Source organism: Sorangium sp. So ce836 (assembly GCF_028553905.1).
Taxonomy (GTDB): domain Bacteria; phylum Myxococcota_A; class Polyangia; order Polyangiales; family Polyangiaceae; genus Sorangium; species Sorangium cellulosum_D.
The window spans coordinates 13793262-13809624 of sequence record NZ_CP102233.1 but is presented as its reverse complement, the minus strand read 5'-3'; the positions used below and the strand labels follow the sequence as shown (position 1 = coordinate 13809624).

Here is a 16363-nt window from a genome sequence, read left to right as displayed (position 1 = left end):
CGCGCTCGCCTCAGCTGGCCTAGCTCGCCGCCGGATCCGCGGGCTCGTCGCGGGCGGCCGGCGCTTCCTCTCGGTGCGTCAGCCGGTAGAGGACCGGCAGGACGAGCAGCGTGAGCGTGGTCGAGGAGAGGATCCCGCCGATGACGACCGTCGCGAGCGGGCGCTGCACCTCGGCGCCGGTGCCGGTGGCGAGCGCCATCGGGACGAAGCCGAGCGCCGCGACGAGCGCCGTCATGAGCACGGGGCGGAGCCGCGCGATCGAGCCGTGGAGCACGGCGTCGTCGAGCCCCTCGCCGCGCTGCCGCAGGTTCTCGATGAACGTCACCATCACGAGCCCGTTCAGCACGGCGACGCCCGAGAGCGCGATGAACCCCACGGCCGCCGAGATCGAGATCGGGAGCCCGCGGCCCCACAGCGCGAAGATGCCGCCGGTGAGCGCGAGCGGGACGCCGGTGAAGATCAGGGCGGCGTTCCTGAGCGTCCCGACGGAGAGGAAGAGCAGGACGAAGATGAGCCCGAGCGCCAGCGGGACCACCACGGCGAGGCGCCGCTGGGCGGCGAGCATGTTCTCGAACTGGCCGCCCCAGGACATCCAGTAGCCCGGCGGGAGCTTGATCGCGGCGTCGATCCGCTCCTCGGCGTCGGCGACGAAGCCGCCGAGGTCGCGCCCGCGCACGTTGCACTGGACGACGACGCGGCGCTTGCCGCTCTCCCGGCTGACCTGGTTCGGGCCGTCTTCCAGGCGGAGGTCGGCCACCGCGCCGAGCGGCACGAACGCCGCTCGCCCGGGCGGCCGAGCCGCCGCGGCCACGGTCGGGCCGCTCGGCCCCGTCGCGTGCTCCGGCGCGCCCCGGAGCGGGATCGGGAGCCGCTCGAGGGCCGCGACGTCGCGGCGGATGGCGTCGGGGAGCCGCAGCACGAGGTCGAAGCGCTTGTCGCCCTCGAAGACCTCGCCGGCGCTCACGCCGCCGATCGCGGCCTCGACGACGTCCTGCACGTCGGCGACGTTGAGCCCGTAGCGGGCGACCATGCGCCGATCCACGTCGATGGTCAGCACCGGCAGGCCCGTGACCTGCTCCACCTTGACGTCGGCGGCGCCCGGCGTCGCCCGCAGGAGCGCGCCGATCTTGTTCGCCTGCTCGAGCATCACGCCGAGGTCGTCGCCGAAGACCTTGACCGCGACGTCGCTCCGCACGCCGCTGATGAGCTCGTTGAACCGGAGCTCGATCGGCTGGCTGAACTCGTAATTTTGCCCCGGCAGCTCCCGGATCGCCTCCTCGATCGCCTCGGCGAGCTCCTCCTGCGTGGCCGCCTTCTTCCAGGCGCTCCGGGGCCTCAACATCAGGTAGGTGTCGGAGACGTTCGGGCCCATCGGATCGGTCGCGACCTCGGCCGTGCCGGTGCGGGCGAAGACGTGCTCGATCTCGTCCGGGAAGCGCTCCTTGAGCAGGCGCTCGAGCTGCGCCTGCATCGCCACGCTCGTCGTGAGGCTGATCGAGGGGATGCGCGCGGGCTGGAGCGCGAGCGCCCCCTCGCTCAGCTTTGGCGCGAACTCGCGGCCGAGCCCCGCGGCGGCCAGGCCGGAGGCGACGAGGACGACGCCGGCGGCGGCGACGACGAGCGGCCTCCGGGACAGCGCCCAGGCGAGCGCCCGGCCGTAGGCGCCCTTCGCCCGGTGGAAGAGGAAGTTCTCCTTCTCCGACACCCTGCCCGTGAGGAGCAGCGCGACGAGCGCCGGGACGAACGTCATCGACAGGATCGTCGCCCCCGCGAGCGCCAGGACGACGGTCTGCGCCATGGGCCGGAACATCTTCCCCTCGATGCCCGTGAGCGTGAGGATGGGCAGGTAGACGATGGCGATGATCAGCTCGCCGAAGATCGTCGCCTGCCGGACCTCCTGCGACGCGTCGTAGGCGAGGCCGAGCCGCTCTTCCCGGGTGAGCGCGCGGCCGAGCCGGCGCTGCTCCTCGGCGAAGCGCCGCACGCAGTTCTCGACGATGATCACCGAGCCGTCGACGATGAGGCCGAAGTCGATGGCGCCGAGGCTCATCAGGTTGCCGCTGATCTTGCCCTCGACCATGCCGGTGACGGCGATCAGCATCGAGAACGGGATGGCGAGCGCGGCGATCAGCGCGGCCCGGAGGTTGCCGAGCAGGAGGAAGAGCACGACGACGACGAGCGCGGCCCCCTCGAGCAGGCTGTTCCGCACGGTGCTCAGGGTGGCGTCGACGAGGTAGGTGCGGTCGTAGACGGTCTTGACCGTCACGCCCTCGGGCAGCGACTTGTTGACCGCCTTGATCTGCTCGTCCACGCGCCGCGAGACGGCGCGGCCGTTCTCGCCGACGAGCATGATGGCCGTGCCGATGACCGCCTCCTCGCCGTCCTCGGTCGCCGCCCCCGTGCGCAGCTCCCGGCCGACGCCGACCTCGGCCACGTCCTCGATCCGGATCGGCACCTCGCCGTGGTTGCCGACGATGATGCCCCGGATGTCGTCCTCGCTCTGCACGAGGCCCGTGGCGCGGACCAGGTACTGCTCGCCCTTGTGCTCGATGTACCCGCCGCCCGCGTTGGCGTTGTTGCGGGCGAGCGCCTCGAGCACGTCGCGGAACGAGAGCCCGTAGCCGACGAGCTTCGCCGGGTCCGGCGAGACCTGGTAGAGCCGCTCGTGGCCGCCGATCGAGTTGACCTCGGTGACGCCGGGCACGGTCCGGATCTGGGGCCGCACGATCCAGTCCTGGATCGTGCGCAGATCGGTCAGATCGTACGGCTGGCCGTCGGGGCGCCGGGCGTCCGGCGCGGCCTCGAGCGTCCACATGTAGATCTCGCCGAGGCCGGTGGCGATGGGGCCGAGCTGCGGCTCGCCGAGCCCCGGCGGCAGGCTCTCCTTCGCGGCGCCGAGGCGCTCGGCCACGAGCTGCCTCGCCCAGTAGATGTCGGTGCCGTCGTCGAAGATCACCGTCACCTGGGAGAGCCCGTAGCGGGACAGCGAGCGCACCTGCTCGACGCCCGGGAGCCCGCCCATGGCCCACTCGATGGGGAACGTGACCTGACGCTCGACCTCGACGGGGGAGAGCGCCTTGACCGACGTGTTGATCTGCACCTGGACGTTGGTGATGTCCGGGACCGCGTCGATCGGCAGGCGCGTGAAGTTGTAGGCGCCGAGCGCGCCGACCGCGATCGTCAGGGCGACGACGAGGAAGCGGTGGCGCACCGAGAACGAGAGGAGCCGCGAGAGCAACGTGAGCATGGGCCGCCGCTCCTCAGTGCTGGTGGCCGGCCTCGGACTTGCCGAGCTCAGCCTTGAGGATGAAGCTGTTCTTGCCGACGTAGCGCTCGCCGGCGGCGACCCCCGCCAGGATCTCGACGACGGCCGCGTCGCGCGGCGGCTCGGCGCCCTGAGCGCCGGGCTGCGTGTCGGCGCCGTCGGCCCCGGTCCCCGGCGCGCTCGTGCCCCGGCGCCCGATCTTCACCGCGCGGGCCTCGAAGCCGCCGCCCTCCTCGACGAAGACGACCTCCTTGCCCTCGACCCGCTGGATGGCCTCGTCCGAGACGACCACGGGCGCGGCCGCCTCCTCGACGGCGATGTCCGCGGTCGCGAAGAGCCCGGGGCGCCACGCGGCGCCGGGGCTCTGCAGGACGACGCGGGCCACGGCGGAGCGGTTCTGCTCGTCGACGACCTGCCCGAGGTACGCCACCGATCCTCGCGCGACCTGGTCGATCCCCTCGGCCTTGACCCAGGCCGTCTGGCCGACCTGCACGCGGCTGAGATCCTTGGCGTAGACGGTGACGTTGACCCAGATCGTGGACAGGTCGGCGATGACGAAGACCTGGGTGTCCTCCTTGAGGACCTCGCCGATGGCGATGTGCTTCTCGATGATGGTGCCGTCCATCGGGGCGACCAGCGCGTAGCCGGTGCCCTTGGCCGCGCCGGAGCCTGCGGCGGCGCTGAGCTTCTGGGCGGCGCTCCGGTGCTCGATCCGCGCCTCGGCGACCGCCTGCTTGGCCGCGAGGTACTCCTTTTCGGCCGAGATGCGCTCCTTCCAGAGCGCCTCGTGGCGCGTGAAGCTCGCCTCGGCGAGGGCGAGGCGCTCCTTGGCCGCCAGGAGCTCGCGCTGGAGCTCGGCCAGCTCGCGGCTGTCGAGCACGGCGAGCACCTCGCCGCGCTTCACCGTGTCGCCGAGCTGCTTCTTCACCTCCCGCGCGGTGCCTGGCACCCGCGGGGTGACGTGCGCGATGGCCTCCGCGTTGAGCGCCACCTCGCCGGGGAGCGTGACGGTCGCCGCGACCCTGCCCGGGCCGGCGGCGAGGATCTCCAGCCCCGCGTTCTGGCGCATCGCGGGCGAGAGCTCGAGCCTGCCGCCCGCGTGGGCGTGCGCTTCCTCGTCGTCGCCGTGGTCCTCGTCGTCGCCGTGGTCCTCGTCGTCGCCGTGCGCGTGGCCCTTGCCGTGCGCGTGGCCCTTGGCCTCGTCGTGCTCGTCGCCGTGGCCGTGGGCGTGCCCTCGCTCGCCTTCGCCGTGCTGGTGCCCGTCGTGCTCTCCGTGGCCGGCCTCGTGGTCGTGCCCGTGGCGCCGATGCTCGATGAGCACGGTGAGGGCGACGGCCCCGACGAGGAGCGCCAGCACCGCGGCGAGGGCCGCGGCGATCGCCTTCGGCGACAGCTCGATTTTCCGCTGGGGAGCGCTCATTGGAGGGCCCTCCCCGCCGCGACGAAGAGCTCGATCTTGGCCGCCGCGTGGGCGTGCTCGGCCTCGAGCAGCGCCGCCTCGGCCTCGATCACCTCGCGGCGGACCAGCAGCACGCTCGCGAGGTCCTTCTCGCCGAGCTCGTACCCGCGCGCCGAGATGGCGGCCGCGCGCTCCATGAGGGCGGCCGTCGGCGCGAGGGCCTGGAGGGCCTCCTTCGTCGCCCGGTAGCGCGCGTAGAGCTGGTGGATCTGGCCCACGGCGCCGGCCCGCGCGGCGTCGGCGTGCGCCCTGGCGACGTCGATCTCGGCGGCGGCCGTCGCGGCGCCGGCCCGGTTGGCGTTGAGGATCGGCAGCGGGACCGCGAGGCCGAGCATGCCGATGTTCGCGCCGTCGTCGTGCTCGACCTGGGCGACGACGTTGACGGTCGGCCACCCGGCCGCGCGCTCTCGCTCGGCCTTGGCGCGGGCGGCGTCGACCGAGGCCTCGGCGGCGCCGACATCGGGGCGCCGCTCCACCTCGCCGAGCATCGACGCGAGCGGCGGCGGCTCGCCGGGAGGCACGAGGGATCCCTCCACCGGGAGTGCCTGCGCTGCCGGCGAGCCGAGGCCGAGCTGGGCGAGGAGCGCGGCCTTGTCGGCGTCGCGCGTGCCTTCCGCCGCCTTGGCGGCGGCGGCGTCGCGCCCTTTCTGGAGCAGCGCCAGGGTGACGTCGACCTCCGGCACCTCGCCCGCCTTGCGCTGCCGCTCCGCCGCGGCGTGGAGCCGCTCTGCGAGGGCGACGCGCGCGCGGGCGAGCTGCACCTGCCGCTCGTCGCGGAGCACGACGGCGTGCTGGAGCAGGGCGGCGAGCAGGACGCGGCGCCGGCCGTCTTCGGCGCCGATCTCGGCGGCGCGCTGCTCGGCTCTGGCCGCGGCGACGCGCTCACCTCGCTGGCCGCCGAGCTCGATCGGCCACTCGAGGGAGGCCGACGCGGCCGGCGGCTTGCTTCCGTCGGGATTGAGGCGGACGCCGCCCATCCCGGTGAGCACGGGGTTCTCGAGCGAGAGCACGCCGGCTGCCGAGGTCGCCGCGCGGGCGACGCCGGCCTCGGCCGTGGCGACACGCGCGCCCGGCGCTGCGCGGGCGAGGTCGGCGACGCGGGCGCGGCTGAGGGGCGGCTCCGCGGCGGGGACGGCCGGGGGCGCGAGCAGCAAAGACAGCAGGAGACCTAGGGCAATCGAGGAAGCGACGAACGGACGACGCACGCAGGAGCGAAGCATGGACGGGCAGCCCTCGAGCGCGTGGAGCGCTCGCGCGAAGAACCGCGGTTGAGTCCGGTCAGGTGCGCGCGAGGGGGCCGAGCCCGTGGCGGCGTGGCGCGGGGGCGCTCACGCGCCGGAGGACGGCGGCCGTGCTCGTGGATGCGACGCCTGACGCGGGCGCCTCAAGCGCCGGCGCGTCGGGGTGGCCGTTCGAGGCGGCAGGAGGGGGAGCGCCCTGGCATGGCCGGGGGCGACGATGCGGGGATCTCGTAGGCCTCGAGGAGGATGTACGGCAGCACCACCTGGAGGGACAGCGTCATGGGGATGCGGCCGCACGCGCAGTCGCTGCAGCTGGGCGGACAGTCGTGGTGCGAGCCGTCCGGCGCCGCGTCCTTCTCGCCCTCGTCATGGGCGGACGACGGCTCGAGCATCGGGTGCTCGCACGCGATCGCCACGCCGAGCGCCTGGAGGGTGTGCCCCTGAGCGACGAGGCCGACGACGAGGAACACCGAGAGCGCGGCGCAGATCCAGCGAAGGATCGCGCTGCGGGTACGGTGGGGTCGCCGGACGCGGGACATCCGATGCGAGGGTGGAGGAGGATGGGGCGAGCGTCAAGGAGGGCGCGGGCACATCCGCGTGCCGGGGCCGAGCTCTCTCCCAGACAACGTCCACAGCAAGAACTCGAGCTCCCGCCCGGGATGTCATGTCTCGTGGCTGAACCGGCGCCCTGCGCCCTCGAGCTGGGGCGACAAACCTATCGAGTGACCGCGACAGCGCTGCTTCCAGGTGGTCGCTCCACGCTCTGGCGGCATCGCCGCTTGCCCCGGACCGGCGAGCTCATACAATCCGCCGCGGGGTGGGCCAGCGATGAAATGACACGGGGGAACGGGGCAGGAGCCGCGGAACATCGAGCGCTGTCAACGATGGCCCGGCACCGCTTCAGACGCCGAAGGCTTGGGGGCTGCCATGAGAAAACTGCTTGAGATAACGATATTCCTCTGCGCTCTCGCTATCTTTTGGTCAGGCTGCGCGTCACCATGCCGTCTAGCCCCCGAGAAGGACTGCGACTGGCACGACCCAAGCAACGAATGCCGCTACGTCTGCGAGGAGGGAGAGCTAGCAGATGACCCCGGCGATGACGACGGGGCGCAGGAGCATGATGCTCCTTCAAACCAAGATCGTCAGCCCGGAGGGCAGCCGTCCGACGAGGATGTCGGTGCGGACGTGGAATGAAGGGCAGACGAGCGCGGATCACTCACTGCCCGAGGTAGGAGCTTGGCCCCCCTGGGCAGAATGCTCGCTCTGGGACGAGCTTTGGCCCGACAGCGCACCACGGATCCATTTCAGCAGCTCTGGATAGGTGTGATACTTGTCGAGCCGCGCCACCTCATCGCCATCCTTCAGGAGGACCAGCGTCGGGAATGTCGTGAGTTCAAACCTATCGATCAGCTCCTGGTGCCGATCGGCGGTCAACCTCCCGACCCGGAACTCTCCTCGATGTTCACGCGCGAGCCTCTCCAGCTCGGGCGCCATGAGTTTGCAAGGTGCGCACCAATGGGTCGTGAAATCCACCAGAACGAGCCCGTGGCTGGTTTCAGCGTCGAAGTTCGACCTTGTGAGGATGGATACGTGATGCTCCTCCCTCGCCTTGCGGGGTCCTGTGCCCGTCAGATCACGAATACACTCCAGCAAACCTTCGAGATAGTACCTCCGTAAGTAGATCGCAGGAAAGAGCTCCTCCGGCTTCCCTGTCTGCAACAGCGCGTAGTACTTCCTGTCCGCGGCCATCTTCTCCTGCTTCCCCACCGAGAGCCCAAACGCCAGCATCCTGGACATCACCTCGCTGTCGCCGTTATTGCAACGATCGACCGGATGCCCGGGGGCCGCGGACCGGAAAGGAGCATAAATCTCGGCCTCGAGCAGGTCGAGCCGGTGCAGCTCTTCTCCAAGCCGCATCTCTCCGACCACCTCGTCCATCGCTACGGGATCAGGCTGTCCGTGCCGAGCACGCGCGCCGGCAGAGCCGCAGCCTGCCAACGCCAGGAACAAGAGCGCGGTTGCCGCCTCTTTCATGGCGCTCAGCCTACGCCTGGCTCTGCTCCGAAACGAGAGAGAAAACCTGACGGCGCTTGATCTCCGGCTCAAGCGGTCGCCGGCCGACGGGGAGCAGCGGCCTCGAGCCCTCGGTGGTGCGCGCCAACTGCGCCGCCGCGTGCACCACCGACATGCGCGAAAGGAGGAGCCCGATCACGTTGTTGCGCAGGACGAGCGCCTCGCGCGCCGTTTCGCCGCCGTCCAGGAACCGGGCAGCGCCGTCCAGGAACCGGGCAGCGCCGTCCAGGAACCGGGCAGCGCCGTCGAGGAACCGGGCAGCGCCGTCCAGGAACCGGGCAGCGCCGTCCAGGAACCGGGCAGCGCCGTCCAGGAACCGGCAGCGCCGTCCAGGAATCGGGCAGCGCCGTCCAGGAACCGGCAGCGCCGTCCAGGAACCGGCAGCGCCGTCCAGGAACCGAGAGGGGCCGGCAACCACCCGATGGACATCGACAGGCCGCACGGTGACGGCCGCGCCGAGGGCGATCCCACGCCACCGTTCCCTCCGAGCGCGGCCGGTCGTGGCAATGTCCTCTGCGCGTCGAACCGCTCGACCGCGCGCTACGGGAGCGTTGTGTCCGTCACGGTAAGGCAATGGTTCGTCAGCTCCACGCCCTCGCGCTTGTACACCACGCCGGTCGCCACATCGGTCATCGCGCCAAGGCCGAGCTCGCCGTAATCGACCTCGAGCTGAGTCACATAATCCGGAGAACCGTCGCCCTCGGTAGGAACGTCGATGCTGAATGTGGCGCCCGTGAACAGGTTCTGCAGGTAATAGGTCGCCGTGTCCGGCACCGGCACGCTGGCCCTCTCGACGTCGATCAAGGTGTAATGATTGACCAGTACAGCGTCATCCGAGGAAATGTCCTCCTGGAGGGCTAGTTGAGCGGCTCGCTCGAGGCCAATCGCTCGAGAAACGTTGTTGTCCGGCCAGCTCGCCAGGAGAAAGAAGCTCGTCGTGTAGCGCTCCTCGCAACCGAAGCCCACCTCCTCGGCGGACAGCGCCACGGACCAGTAGCGGCGGTCCGACGCGTTCTGCACGAGCTCCCAGCCTCTGAGCGTGCCAGCGGGCATGTCCCATGCGACGAGCACGATGCGCTCGATCCGCGGCGGCCCGAGCGGGGGCCAGTAGACCTCGGGGAGCCAGAGGCCGTCCTTGCACAGGAGACCACGCTGCCGAAGGCTCGAAGCCAACCTGTGATCGTTCCTGCTGTGCCCGGCTCGAGCGAGCAGCTCCTCGACATCGACGGGGACCGGGGGGTGATCGCCCCCGTCGTCGCCGCAGGAGACCGCCGCGAGCGCGACCATCGCGATTCCAACGAGCTTCGACCGCTGCATCCGTTCCTCCTCGGCTCACTGGGGAAAGCCGGCCACGTCGATGGCCAGCCCATCGTCGCCAGCGGACCCAGCGACGCTCGGGTTCGCCCCAAGCCCGCCCTTGCCACCCGTTCCCGCCTTGAGCTCAGCCTCCATCACCACCGGGAGCGAAGCACCTACCACGGCGACGGCGATCGAGGGCCCGCCCTGCCCTCCGCCGCCGTGCCCGCCGTTGCCCCCTTTGCCGCCGTCGCCGCCGGAGCATCCGAAGGGCGAGCCGCCGAAGCCCTGCCCGCCAGGCGCCCCGAGCCCGGGCGCCCCGCCGATCTGGAAGACGCCGCCATGGCCGCCGTCGCCGCCTCGCGCGGCCGTGATCCCGGTGCCGTGGAGCTCCACGCGCGCGTTCAGGATCACGAGACCGATGCTCGCGCCCCCATGGCCGCCGCCGTGCCCGCCGCGCCCGCCGCAGCCGCCCGAGCCGCCGGAGCCGCCGCCCGCGCCGCCGGCCTTGCGCGGGGTGCCGCAAAACATCGCGCCCGCCCTCGTGCCGCCCCCGCCGCCGCCCCCCTGCCCGGGGAGCCCGTCGCCGCCGTCGCCGCCGTTCACCCCGAGGTAGTGCCCTCGCGGGCCGAACGCGCCCAGGCCGCGCGCGCCCAGCCCGTGCGCGCCGTCAGGACCGTTCGCGCCGGTGCGCCCGTTCAAGCAATCGTCGGTGCTGGTGGCCCCCTGGCCACCGAGGCCGAAGCCGCTGGGGTTCGGGATCGGCGTCAGCTCGCCGTCGCCGCCGGGCGCTCCGTGGTCGACCGTTCCATCCCCGCCTCGCCCCCCGATCGAGTCCCCTAGCTCACAGCCGGTGCACCACCTGGTCACCGCCGGGCACGACGTCGCCGGTGCACGCGTCCCGCCCGAACCGTCCGTGGCGCCCCGCCCCGGCCGGCTCGTTCTTCGGATCGCCAGGCGCACCGTCGCGGCCCTGCGCGCCATCGCCCGCGGCCAGCTCGCCACGGTGCAGGGTGATCCCAGCGCCCTCCAGCACGATCGCCGCGATCGACGAGCCGCCCGGCACCGTGGCCGACGCCGCCCGTGCCTCCAGATCGAAGACCTTTGCCGTGGCATTGGCCTCGAACATGAGCGGTATTTCGTTCGGCCCGGGCTCGATCACGGTGTTGCTCCCGCCGCCATCGTGGATCCACTCGAGATGGCAGTCGAAGCCGCCCCAAATCTCCAGGGTCCCGCGGACTCGCACGGCCTCGGGGAAGTTTTCGCTACAGGCATGAACCCTCGGAGGCCGCTGGGGCTCCTGGGCCAAGAGCTCGATGGCCCTCGCGATCGTCTTGACAGGAGCTTTGCTTGTCCCCGGGTTTCGATCGTGGCCAAGGCTCGATCTGACGAAGACGCCGCACTCGTCCTTCGCAACGAGGCCCTCCTGGGGTTCGTCGGGACAAGGCGGTTCCTTGTCGGGCAGCTCCTCCTCGGCCGGCGGCTCACAGCGCAGGCGAGGCCCGCAGGGGACCTCCGCGCAGCCGGCGCCGGCGCCGCAGGAGGCCAGCATCAGGACGATGGCCTCCGCGAAGACAGAGCGCCACGAACGCGTGCGCTGGATGGATCGCGGCATCGAGGTCACCTCACCACACCCCGCTGAACGACACGCCGGCCTGATCGCCGGCGATCATCGGCGCCACACGCACAGGCTGCCGGCGCCGCTCGATGCCATGGATAATGAACGAGCCGATCGTCGCGGCAGCGACGACACCCGCGCCGATGAAGAAGCCCGTCGCGACGTCCCGGGCCACCTCGTGCGCATCGTACAAATCGTTGATCTCGGCGCACGCCAGGGCGTTCTCGGGCGACGGCGTTGCGCAGATCGAGCGGCTGTTGCCGTTGTTCCGCAGGAGCCGCGCGGCGCGCCGCTCCGCCTCTTCGGCGTACTGCGCCGCGAGAACCGAGGCGACGAGGCCCCCCGTGAGGCCGAGCGCGGTGACGCCGATCCCGCAGATCCGCTGCGCGCCCGCCATCTCATCGAACGGGCCGGGCGGTACTGGCTGGGCCAGGGGCTTGGCCACGGCCTTCTTGTGGGTCGCGGGCCTTGTCGGGGCCCGAGCGGGCGTCGGGGCCTCCTTGGGCTTCTCAACGAGCCGGAGCGCGACCTTGATCGCCTTCCCCTTCTCCACTTGGACGGTTTGCTCGGCATCGAGGAAGCCGGGGAGCGTGGCCTTGATCGTGTGCGTACCGGGCTCGACGTACGTATAGCCGGACGTCGACGCGTCCCTGCCCCGGACCTCCCCGCCGATCGTCATCAGCGCGCCCGGATGGCTCAAGGCGAAGTCGATCTGCCCCACCTCGCGCCGGGCTCTCTCAAGGCCGTCCGTGTAACGGCGCCGCTGCGCGGCCGTTCCCACCCCGGGATCCTTCAGGCATCTATCGATGGCCATCGCGGCGTCGACGTGCCGCCGGAGGGCGAGCAGCGCCATTCCCCATTCGCAGCGGGCCCTGCCGCCTGCGCCGAGCTTGTACGCGAGGTAATAGGCCTCTTCTGCCTGCTCCCATCTTCCCTGGTCGCGGGCGACGTCTCCCACGCGGATCAGCGCCTCGACATCGACGTCGGGCTTGCCCTCCGCCTTCGCCGGAGACCCGCCAGCGTCGGGCCGAGGTGGGTCGGCGCGGCTTGGCTCGGCGACAGCCAGGCTTGCAGCGAGAAACAACAGCGCCGCGACGCAAGATGGCGTGATCCGAGCCTGCGACAAGCACTCTCGGAGGATGCACATACCGCGTGGCTAACGTCGCGCCATCGAGGGAAGCTGCCGCCGCGCTGGCTTGCCCAGCACGGCGTCCTTTCATTTGTCGCCCATGGCACCCTGTCGTGGCACGGCGGTCAAGCGTCGGTCGCATCCATCGCGCGCCGCCTCTTCCGCGAGGCATTCCGCTCGAACGTCCGGGATTCTCGGTGAAATGGCGAAATCGACCATGGCGAACATGTCGCCGACGCTGAGGTCAACCCACGAGTCGTGGCCCTCTCGCGCAAGCCGCACCGCATCGCCGATGCAGCGCGGCCCGCGGCGAGGTCTCTGCTCTCTGCGATTCGCGGCGATATGGCTGCCGACGCTCCTGGGCAATCGCACGAAGACGCCGAACACGACCGGACCGAGCCAGGCAGCCGAAACGACACGTCGAGGCGGCCGAGCGGAAGACCCCTGAGGCGCTTCCAAGCTCGCTCACGCGTGCATGCCCCGCGCGCGCTCGCATGACGTTCGCCCAGAACAGGCGTTCGTTCCTGTCGCACGCCCCCGGAGCCCCACTCCCTCACACGGCGGGTGCAGCTCGCGCGCGTCGCGCTGGGCACAGACGAACGCTCAGCAGCGCGGTGTCAGGGCAGGCCGTCGAGCCTCAGACGCGATCTCCAAAACCGAGCCCCCCGGCGACCCAGGATGGCCACCGCTGGCACTGCACACCAGCTGACGGCAATCCGCTCAGCCAGGTGCGGACAAGGATTGGAGAACGATGCGTCGAGAGAGAGAGACAGAGTGCGAAGGGGGGGACTTGAACCCCCACGGTGTTACCCGCTAGCACCTCAAGCTAGTGCGTCTGCCAATTCCGCCACCTTCGCGAGTGGGTCGCGGGACGGAACCTACCCAGCTGGCCAGGGAAGTCAAGCTAATCCTCTCGAAGTCGTCACACGGCGGCCCCGCGCGCTGCCCGGCGCGGTGTGCCGGCCTGGCGGCCTCGGCAAGCAGCCTGCCGCCGGTCGCGGCGAGGCACGAGCGCGCGACCGCTGCGCGAGCGAGCCCCCCGCGCCGCCCTTCGAACGCTGAGCGGGCCCCCGCGCCGCCGCTCCCGTCAGCGGACGAGCGCCTCGACGATCTCGCGGATCTCGAACGGCTTGCGCACCCACGACACCCCGGAGTTCGCCGGGAGGGGAGCCGCGACGGCGCTGCCGGACATCACCACGAGTCGCACGTCGGGGTTGGCGCTGCGCACCGCGGAGACGGTGCCGAGGACGTCCTGCGCGATCGGCGAGATGTCGAGCAGCGCCGCCTGGAACGGGCCGGACGCGAGCGCGCCCGGGAGCTCCACCGCGCTCTGGACGCTGACGATGCTCGCCCCGCGCGCCGTGAGCGCCGTGTCGAGCAGATCCACCACCGCGTCGTCGTCCTCGACCACCAGGATCCTCACGCCCTCGAGGACCGCGCCGGGAAGCGGCGACGTCGTGCTGCGCGGCGCAGACGGCGCCTCCTCGGCCTCCGCCTCCCTGGCCTCCACGTCGTCACCCGACGAGCCGCCCGCAGGCGCGGGCGCGGAGCCCTCGATCGGCCAGCGCAGCTCGAAGCGGGCGCCCTCGTCCGAGGGAACGAGCGCGAGCGCGCCGCCAGCGGAGCTCGCCAGGGCCGCAGAGTGGCGCAGGCCGATGCCCGCCCCGCCCGGACGCGTCGACACGCCGGAGCTCAGCAGCGTCGCGCGGCGCGACGGCGGCACCCCGGGCCCCTGATCCGCGACCCCGACGATCACCGCCGCGCCGTCCAGCCTGGCATCCACGCGCACGGCAGAGCCGCGCGGCGAGAGCGCGACCGCGTTGAGCAAGAGGTTCGTCAAGATCTGCACCACCGCGGCGCCGTTGCTCACGCAAGCCCGCGCGACGTCGGGATCGATCTCGGCGCGGAGCGCGATCGACGAGCGGCGCGCCTCGGGCTCGAGCCCGGTCACCGCGTCGTCGATGACGTCGGCGAGCGGCCGCGTCGGCTCGCCCAGCGGCGTCGACGCGACCTCGCCGTCGCCGGCCGGACGCCCCCCGGCGTCCGCGCCGATCGCCCTCCGGATCAGGCGGCGGGCGTCGCGCGCCCGCGACACGGCGACGCCGAGCGCGCGGCTCAGCTCAGCGCCGTGCTCGGCCTGGGCCCGCTCGATGCAGCCCACGATCACCGTCAGCGCGTTAGAGACCTCGTGCAGCGCGACGGCGAGCTCCTGTGCCGACGGAAGGGACGCGCTCGCGCGCTCCTCGTCGGTACGCTGCCCCGATTCGCCGCGCAGAGGTGGCGCGAGGGTCAGGCCATCCTCTGTTGAAGGCTCCGATGTCCCACCGCGCGTCGGCTGCGCCACGGGCGCTAGCCTATCTCGCTCCGCGCTGAGCTGGTACCGCCCTTTTTCGCTCCGACTTCACCTGGACGTCGATGGGGGGAGCGGCAGGACGTAGGAGCCGTCGGGCTCCGACCGGGTCTCGCCGATCTGGATGACCCCCGTGACCGTCCCCTGCGCGGTCTTCCTCTCGACCGGCAGCCAGGCCACGACCGCGGCGTCGCCGAGCCGATCGCCCGACGCGTCGCGGACCACGCCCTGGAGCACGGCCGGGTACGACATGGCGAGCTCCAGGTCGATGACCGCGGCGTCGGTCGGGGGGACCACCAGGCGCGGCAGCACGAGCCACGGGTAGGCGGAGCCCGGCGTCGGCCGGACCGAGAAGTCGAACTCCCCGGGGTCGGCGCCGATGGAGAACGCGCCGTTGCGCAGGACCCCGGACGCCTGCCGGGGCAGCGGCGGCTCCGGGTTGAGCACCTGGTTGAGGTAGTTCGTGACCTCGCCGAGGGAGGGGACCGCGACCACGCTCGCGCCGTCCATCCACTCGCCCGTGGGCCCCTGGACGCGGCCGCGCAGCGTCCCGGCCTCGGGGATGAGGATCGACTGGCCGCAGTAGCAGTCGTCGCCGGCGGCGAACCTGAGCGACTGCCTGGCCCTCGCCTTGGTGGTGTCGTTGATCGGCTGCGCGAAGACGACGTACTCGCCGGGCGGGAGGTCGGCCCGGAAGAGGCCGCTCGAGTCGGTCTCGGTGTCCAGCTTGTAGGCGGCGGTGGGGGCCTGGTCGATGTTCGCGCTCTGGATGCGGACGGCGGAGAGCACCGGGTTGCCCTTCGCGTCGAGCGTCCGGCCCTCCACGCGGCGCGCCGCCGCGTCGAGCTGGAGCAGCGAGAGGGTCAGGTTCGCCGTGGACCCGTGGAGCGCGACCGCGGCGAGCTCCCAGTAAACCGTGGGCCGCGGCTCGCCGTCCTTGGGTCGCAGGCGGATGAGCGGGCTCTTCTCCTTGTCGGTCCAGTAGAACTTCACGCTGAACTCGACCCGCGACGCGGTCCCCGGCGGGCTGGGCTCGCCTTGCTCGAGGACGCCGACCTGCGAGATGACGCTGCCGGTCAGCGGGTCGACGACGTCGAGCTTCCACCCGTCGACGCTCAGGCCCGCCGGCACCTGCAGGCTGCCTTGAAGCACGGCGGGAGCCTCGGCGTTGATGCCGAGCGTCCACTGCTCGGGCACCTGCTGGTTCGGCAGGAAGATGGGCGGGGGGAGGTCGTCGCGGCAGCGGCTGTGCGGCTGCGGTACCAGGTAGAGGTGATAGCTCCCGGCGGGGACCGCGAGACGGAACCGGTGGCCGTCGGAGCCGTTCGGCTCCGAGACCGCCGCGTAGCTCTGGGCGGGCAAGCCCAGCAGGGGCGCGATGCGCCGGAGCTCGGCCTTCACCGGGAAGTCCCCGCCGGTGAGGTCGCCGCAGTAGGAGCCGCCGAGGCGCAAGGTGACCGTGACGCTCACGGGCGGAGGGACCGTGAGATCGAGGGAATGCACCTGCCCGCCGGCATCGTCCGGGGGGAAGCTGCTGCCGGCGTCGAGATCGAGGAGGTGAGAGACCTCGGCGCTCACCTCGCGCGAGACGCGCGGCCGGATCTCCAGGAGGAGCCCGTCGAGGTGCGCGCTGGTCGAGACGCACGCGCGGTGCCCGTCGACCTCCGCGCAGGTCGCCCCCGGGCCACACTCGACCGACCGGTCGCAGGCGTTGGTGGGGCTGGAGTCCGCAGCCTCGAGGGGGATGCTGCACGCCGCCGAGGCCGGCAGGCAGGCGAACAGCAGGGCGCGCACGGCGGGTCGCGAGCTCACGGCGCCCTCCTCGCCGAGCGCGCGACGCGCTCGGCGCAGAGCGCGCGCGGTATCGGCGCCGTGGGAGCGCGCGGCGGCGCCGAGAGGACGCTGGCGACCGGAAGCCGCCGAGCCGAGGAG

12 protein-coding genes and 1 tRNA gene are annotated in these 16363 nt (G+C 71.9%); all 13 read right to left on the bottom strand.

The features are described from left to right. Positions 1–19: 19 nt before the first annotated feature. The gene (locus tag NQZ70_RS50410; protein ID WP_129580594.1) at positions 20–3247 is read right to left on the bottom strand and encodes an efflux RND transporter permease subunit; all 3228 of its coding nucleotides are present in this window, start codon (positions 3245–3247) and stop codon (positions 20–22) included. A 13-nt stretch (positions 3248–3260) separates the two neighbouring features. Then, entirely contained in the window at positions 3261–4685 is a 1425-nt protein-coding gene (locus NQZ70_RS50405; protein ID WP_129580593.1) for an efflux RND transporter periplasmic adaptor subunit, read from the bottom strand. Then, positions 4682–5929, bottom strand: coding sequence for a TolC family protein (locus NQZ70_RS50400; RefSeq protein ID WP_272827296.1), 1248 nt, complete (start codon positions 5927–5929; stop codon positions 4682–4684). The genes NQZ70_RS50405 and NQZ70_RS50400 overlap by 4 nt, the downstream gene beginning before the upstream one ends. 179 nt (positions 5930–6108) lie before the next feature. After that, a complete protein-coding gene (locus NQZ70_RS50395; protein WP_129580592.1) occupies positions 6109–6504 on the bottom strand; it encodes a hypothetical protein in 396 nt (131 codons plus the stop codon). 673 nt (positions 6505–7177) lie between these two features. Then, positions 7178–7999 (bottom strand): co-chaperone YbbN, encoded by an 822-nt coding sequence (locus tag NQZ70_RS50390; protein ID WP_129580591.1) that lies wholly within the window; start codon positions 7997–7999, stop codon positions 7178–7180. Positions 8000–8009: 10 nt separating this feature from the next. After that, positions 8010–8456 carry a hypothetical protein gene (locus NQZ70_RS50385; RefSeq protein ID WP_207217685.1) on the bottom strand — a complete coding sequence of 149 codons (447 nt, stop codon included), beginning with the start codon at positions 8454–8456 and terminating at the stop codon, positions 8010–8012. A gap of 122 nt (positions 8457–8578) precedes the next feature. Further along, on the bottom strand, positions 8579–9355 hold the full coding sequence (locus NQZ70_RS50380; protein ID WP_129580590.1) for a hypothetical protein: 777 nt from the start codon (positions 9353–9355) through the stop codon (positions 8579–8581). A 15-nt stretch (positions 9356–9370) separates the two neighbouring features. After that, a complete protein-coding gene (locus NQZ70_RS50375; protein WP_129580589.1) occupies positions 9371–10204 on the bottom strand; it encodes a hypothetical protein in 834 nt (277 codons plus the stop codon). Continuing rightward, positions 10179–10949, bottom strand: coding sequence for a hypothetical protein (locus NQZ70_RS50370; protein WP_129580588.1), 771 nt, complete (start codon positions 10947–10949; stop codon positions 10179–10181). The genes NQZ70_RS50375 and NQZ70_RS50370 overlap by 26 nt, the downstream gene beginning before the upstream one ends. Before the next feature lie 10 nt (positions 10950–10959). Then, the gene (locus tag NQZ70_RS50365) at positions 10960–12099 is read right to left on the bottom strand and encodes a PEGA domain-containing protein (RefSeq protein ID WP_129580587.1); all 1140 of its coding nucleotides are present in this window, start codon (positions 12097–12099) and stop codon (positions 10960–10962) included. A gap of 757 nt (positions 12100–12856) precedes the next feature. Then, positions 12857–12938 (bottom strand) — tRNA-Leu (locus NQZ70_RS50360). Positions 12939–13168: 230 nt separating this feature from the next. Beyond that, a complete protein-coding gene (locus NQZ70_RS50355; RefSeq protein ID WP_237244793.1) occupies positions 13169–14248 on the bottom strand; it encodes an ATP-binding protein in 1080 nt (359 codons plus the stop codon). 234 nt (positions 14249–14482) lie between these two features. After that, entirely contained in the window at positions 14483–16243 is a 1761-nt protein-coding gene (locus NQZ70_RS50350; RefSeq protein WP_237244792.1) for a carboxypeptidase-like regulatory domain-containing protein, read from the bottom strand. Between the last annotated feature and the right edge of the window lie 120 nt (positions 16244–16363).

What these genes read in the sequence shown, in the direction of transcription:
- NQZ70_RS50410 (WP_129580594.1), bottom strand. Translation starts at nt 3,247, where the DNA reads ATGCTCACGTTGCTCTCGCGGCTCCTCTCGTTCTCGGTGCGCCACCGC.
- NQZ70_RS50405 (WP_129580593.1), bottom strand. Translation starts at nt 4,685, where the DNA reads ATGAGCGCTCCCCAGCGGAAAATCGAGCTGTCGCCGAAGGCGATCGCC.
- NQZ70_RS50395 (WP_129580592.1), bottom strand. Translation starts at nt 6,504, where the DNA reads ATGTCCCGCGTCCGGCGACCCCACCGTACCCGCAGCGCGATCCTTCGC.
- NQZ70_RS50390 (WP_129580591.1), bottom strand. Translation starts at nt 7,999, where the DNA reads ATGAAAGAGGCGGCAACCGCGCTCTTGTTCCTGGCGTTGGCAGGCTGC.
- NQZ70_RS50380 (WP_129580590.1), bottom strand. Translation starts at nt 9,355, where the DNA reads ATGCAGCGGTCGAAGCTCGTTGGAATCGCGATGGTCGCGCTCGCGGCG.
- NQZ70_RS50370 (WP_129580588.1), bottom strand. Translation starts at nt 10,949, where the DNA reads ATGCCGCGATCCATCCAGCGCACGCGTTCGTGGCGCTCTGTCTTCGCG.
- NQZ70_RS50365 (WP_129580587.1), bottom strand. Translation starts at nt 12,099, where the DNA reads ATGTGCATCCTCCGAGAGTGCTTGTCGCAGGCTCGGATCACGCCATCT.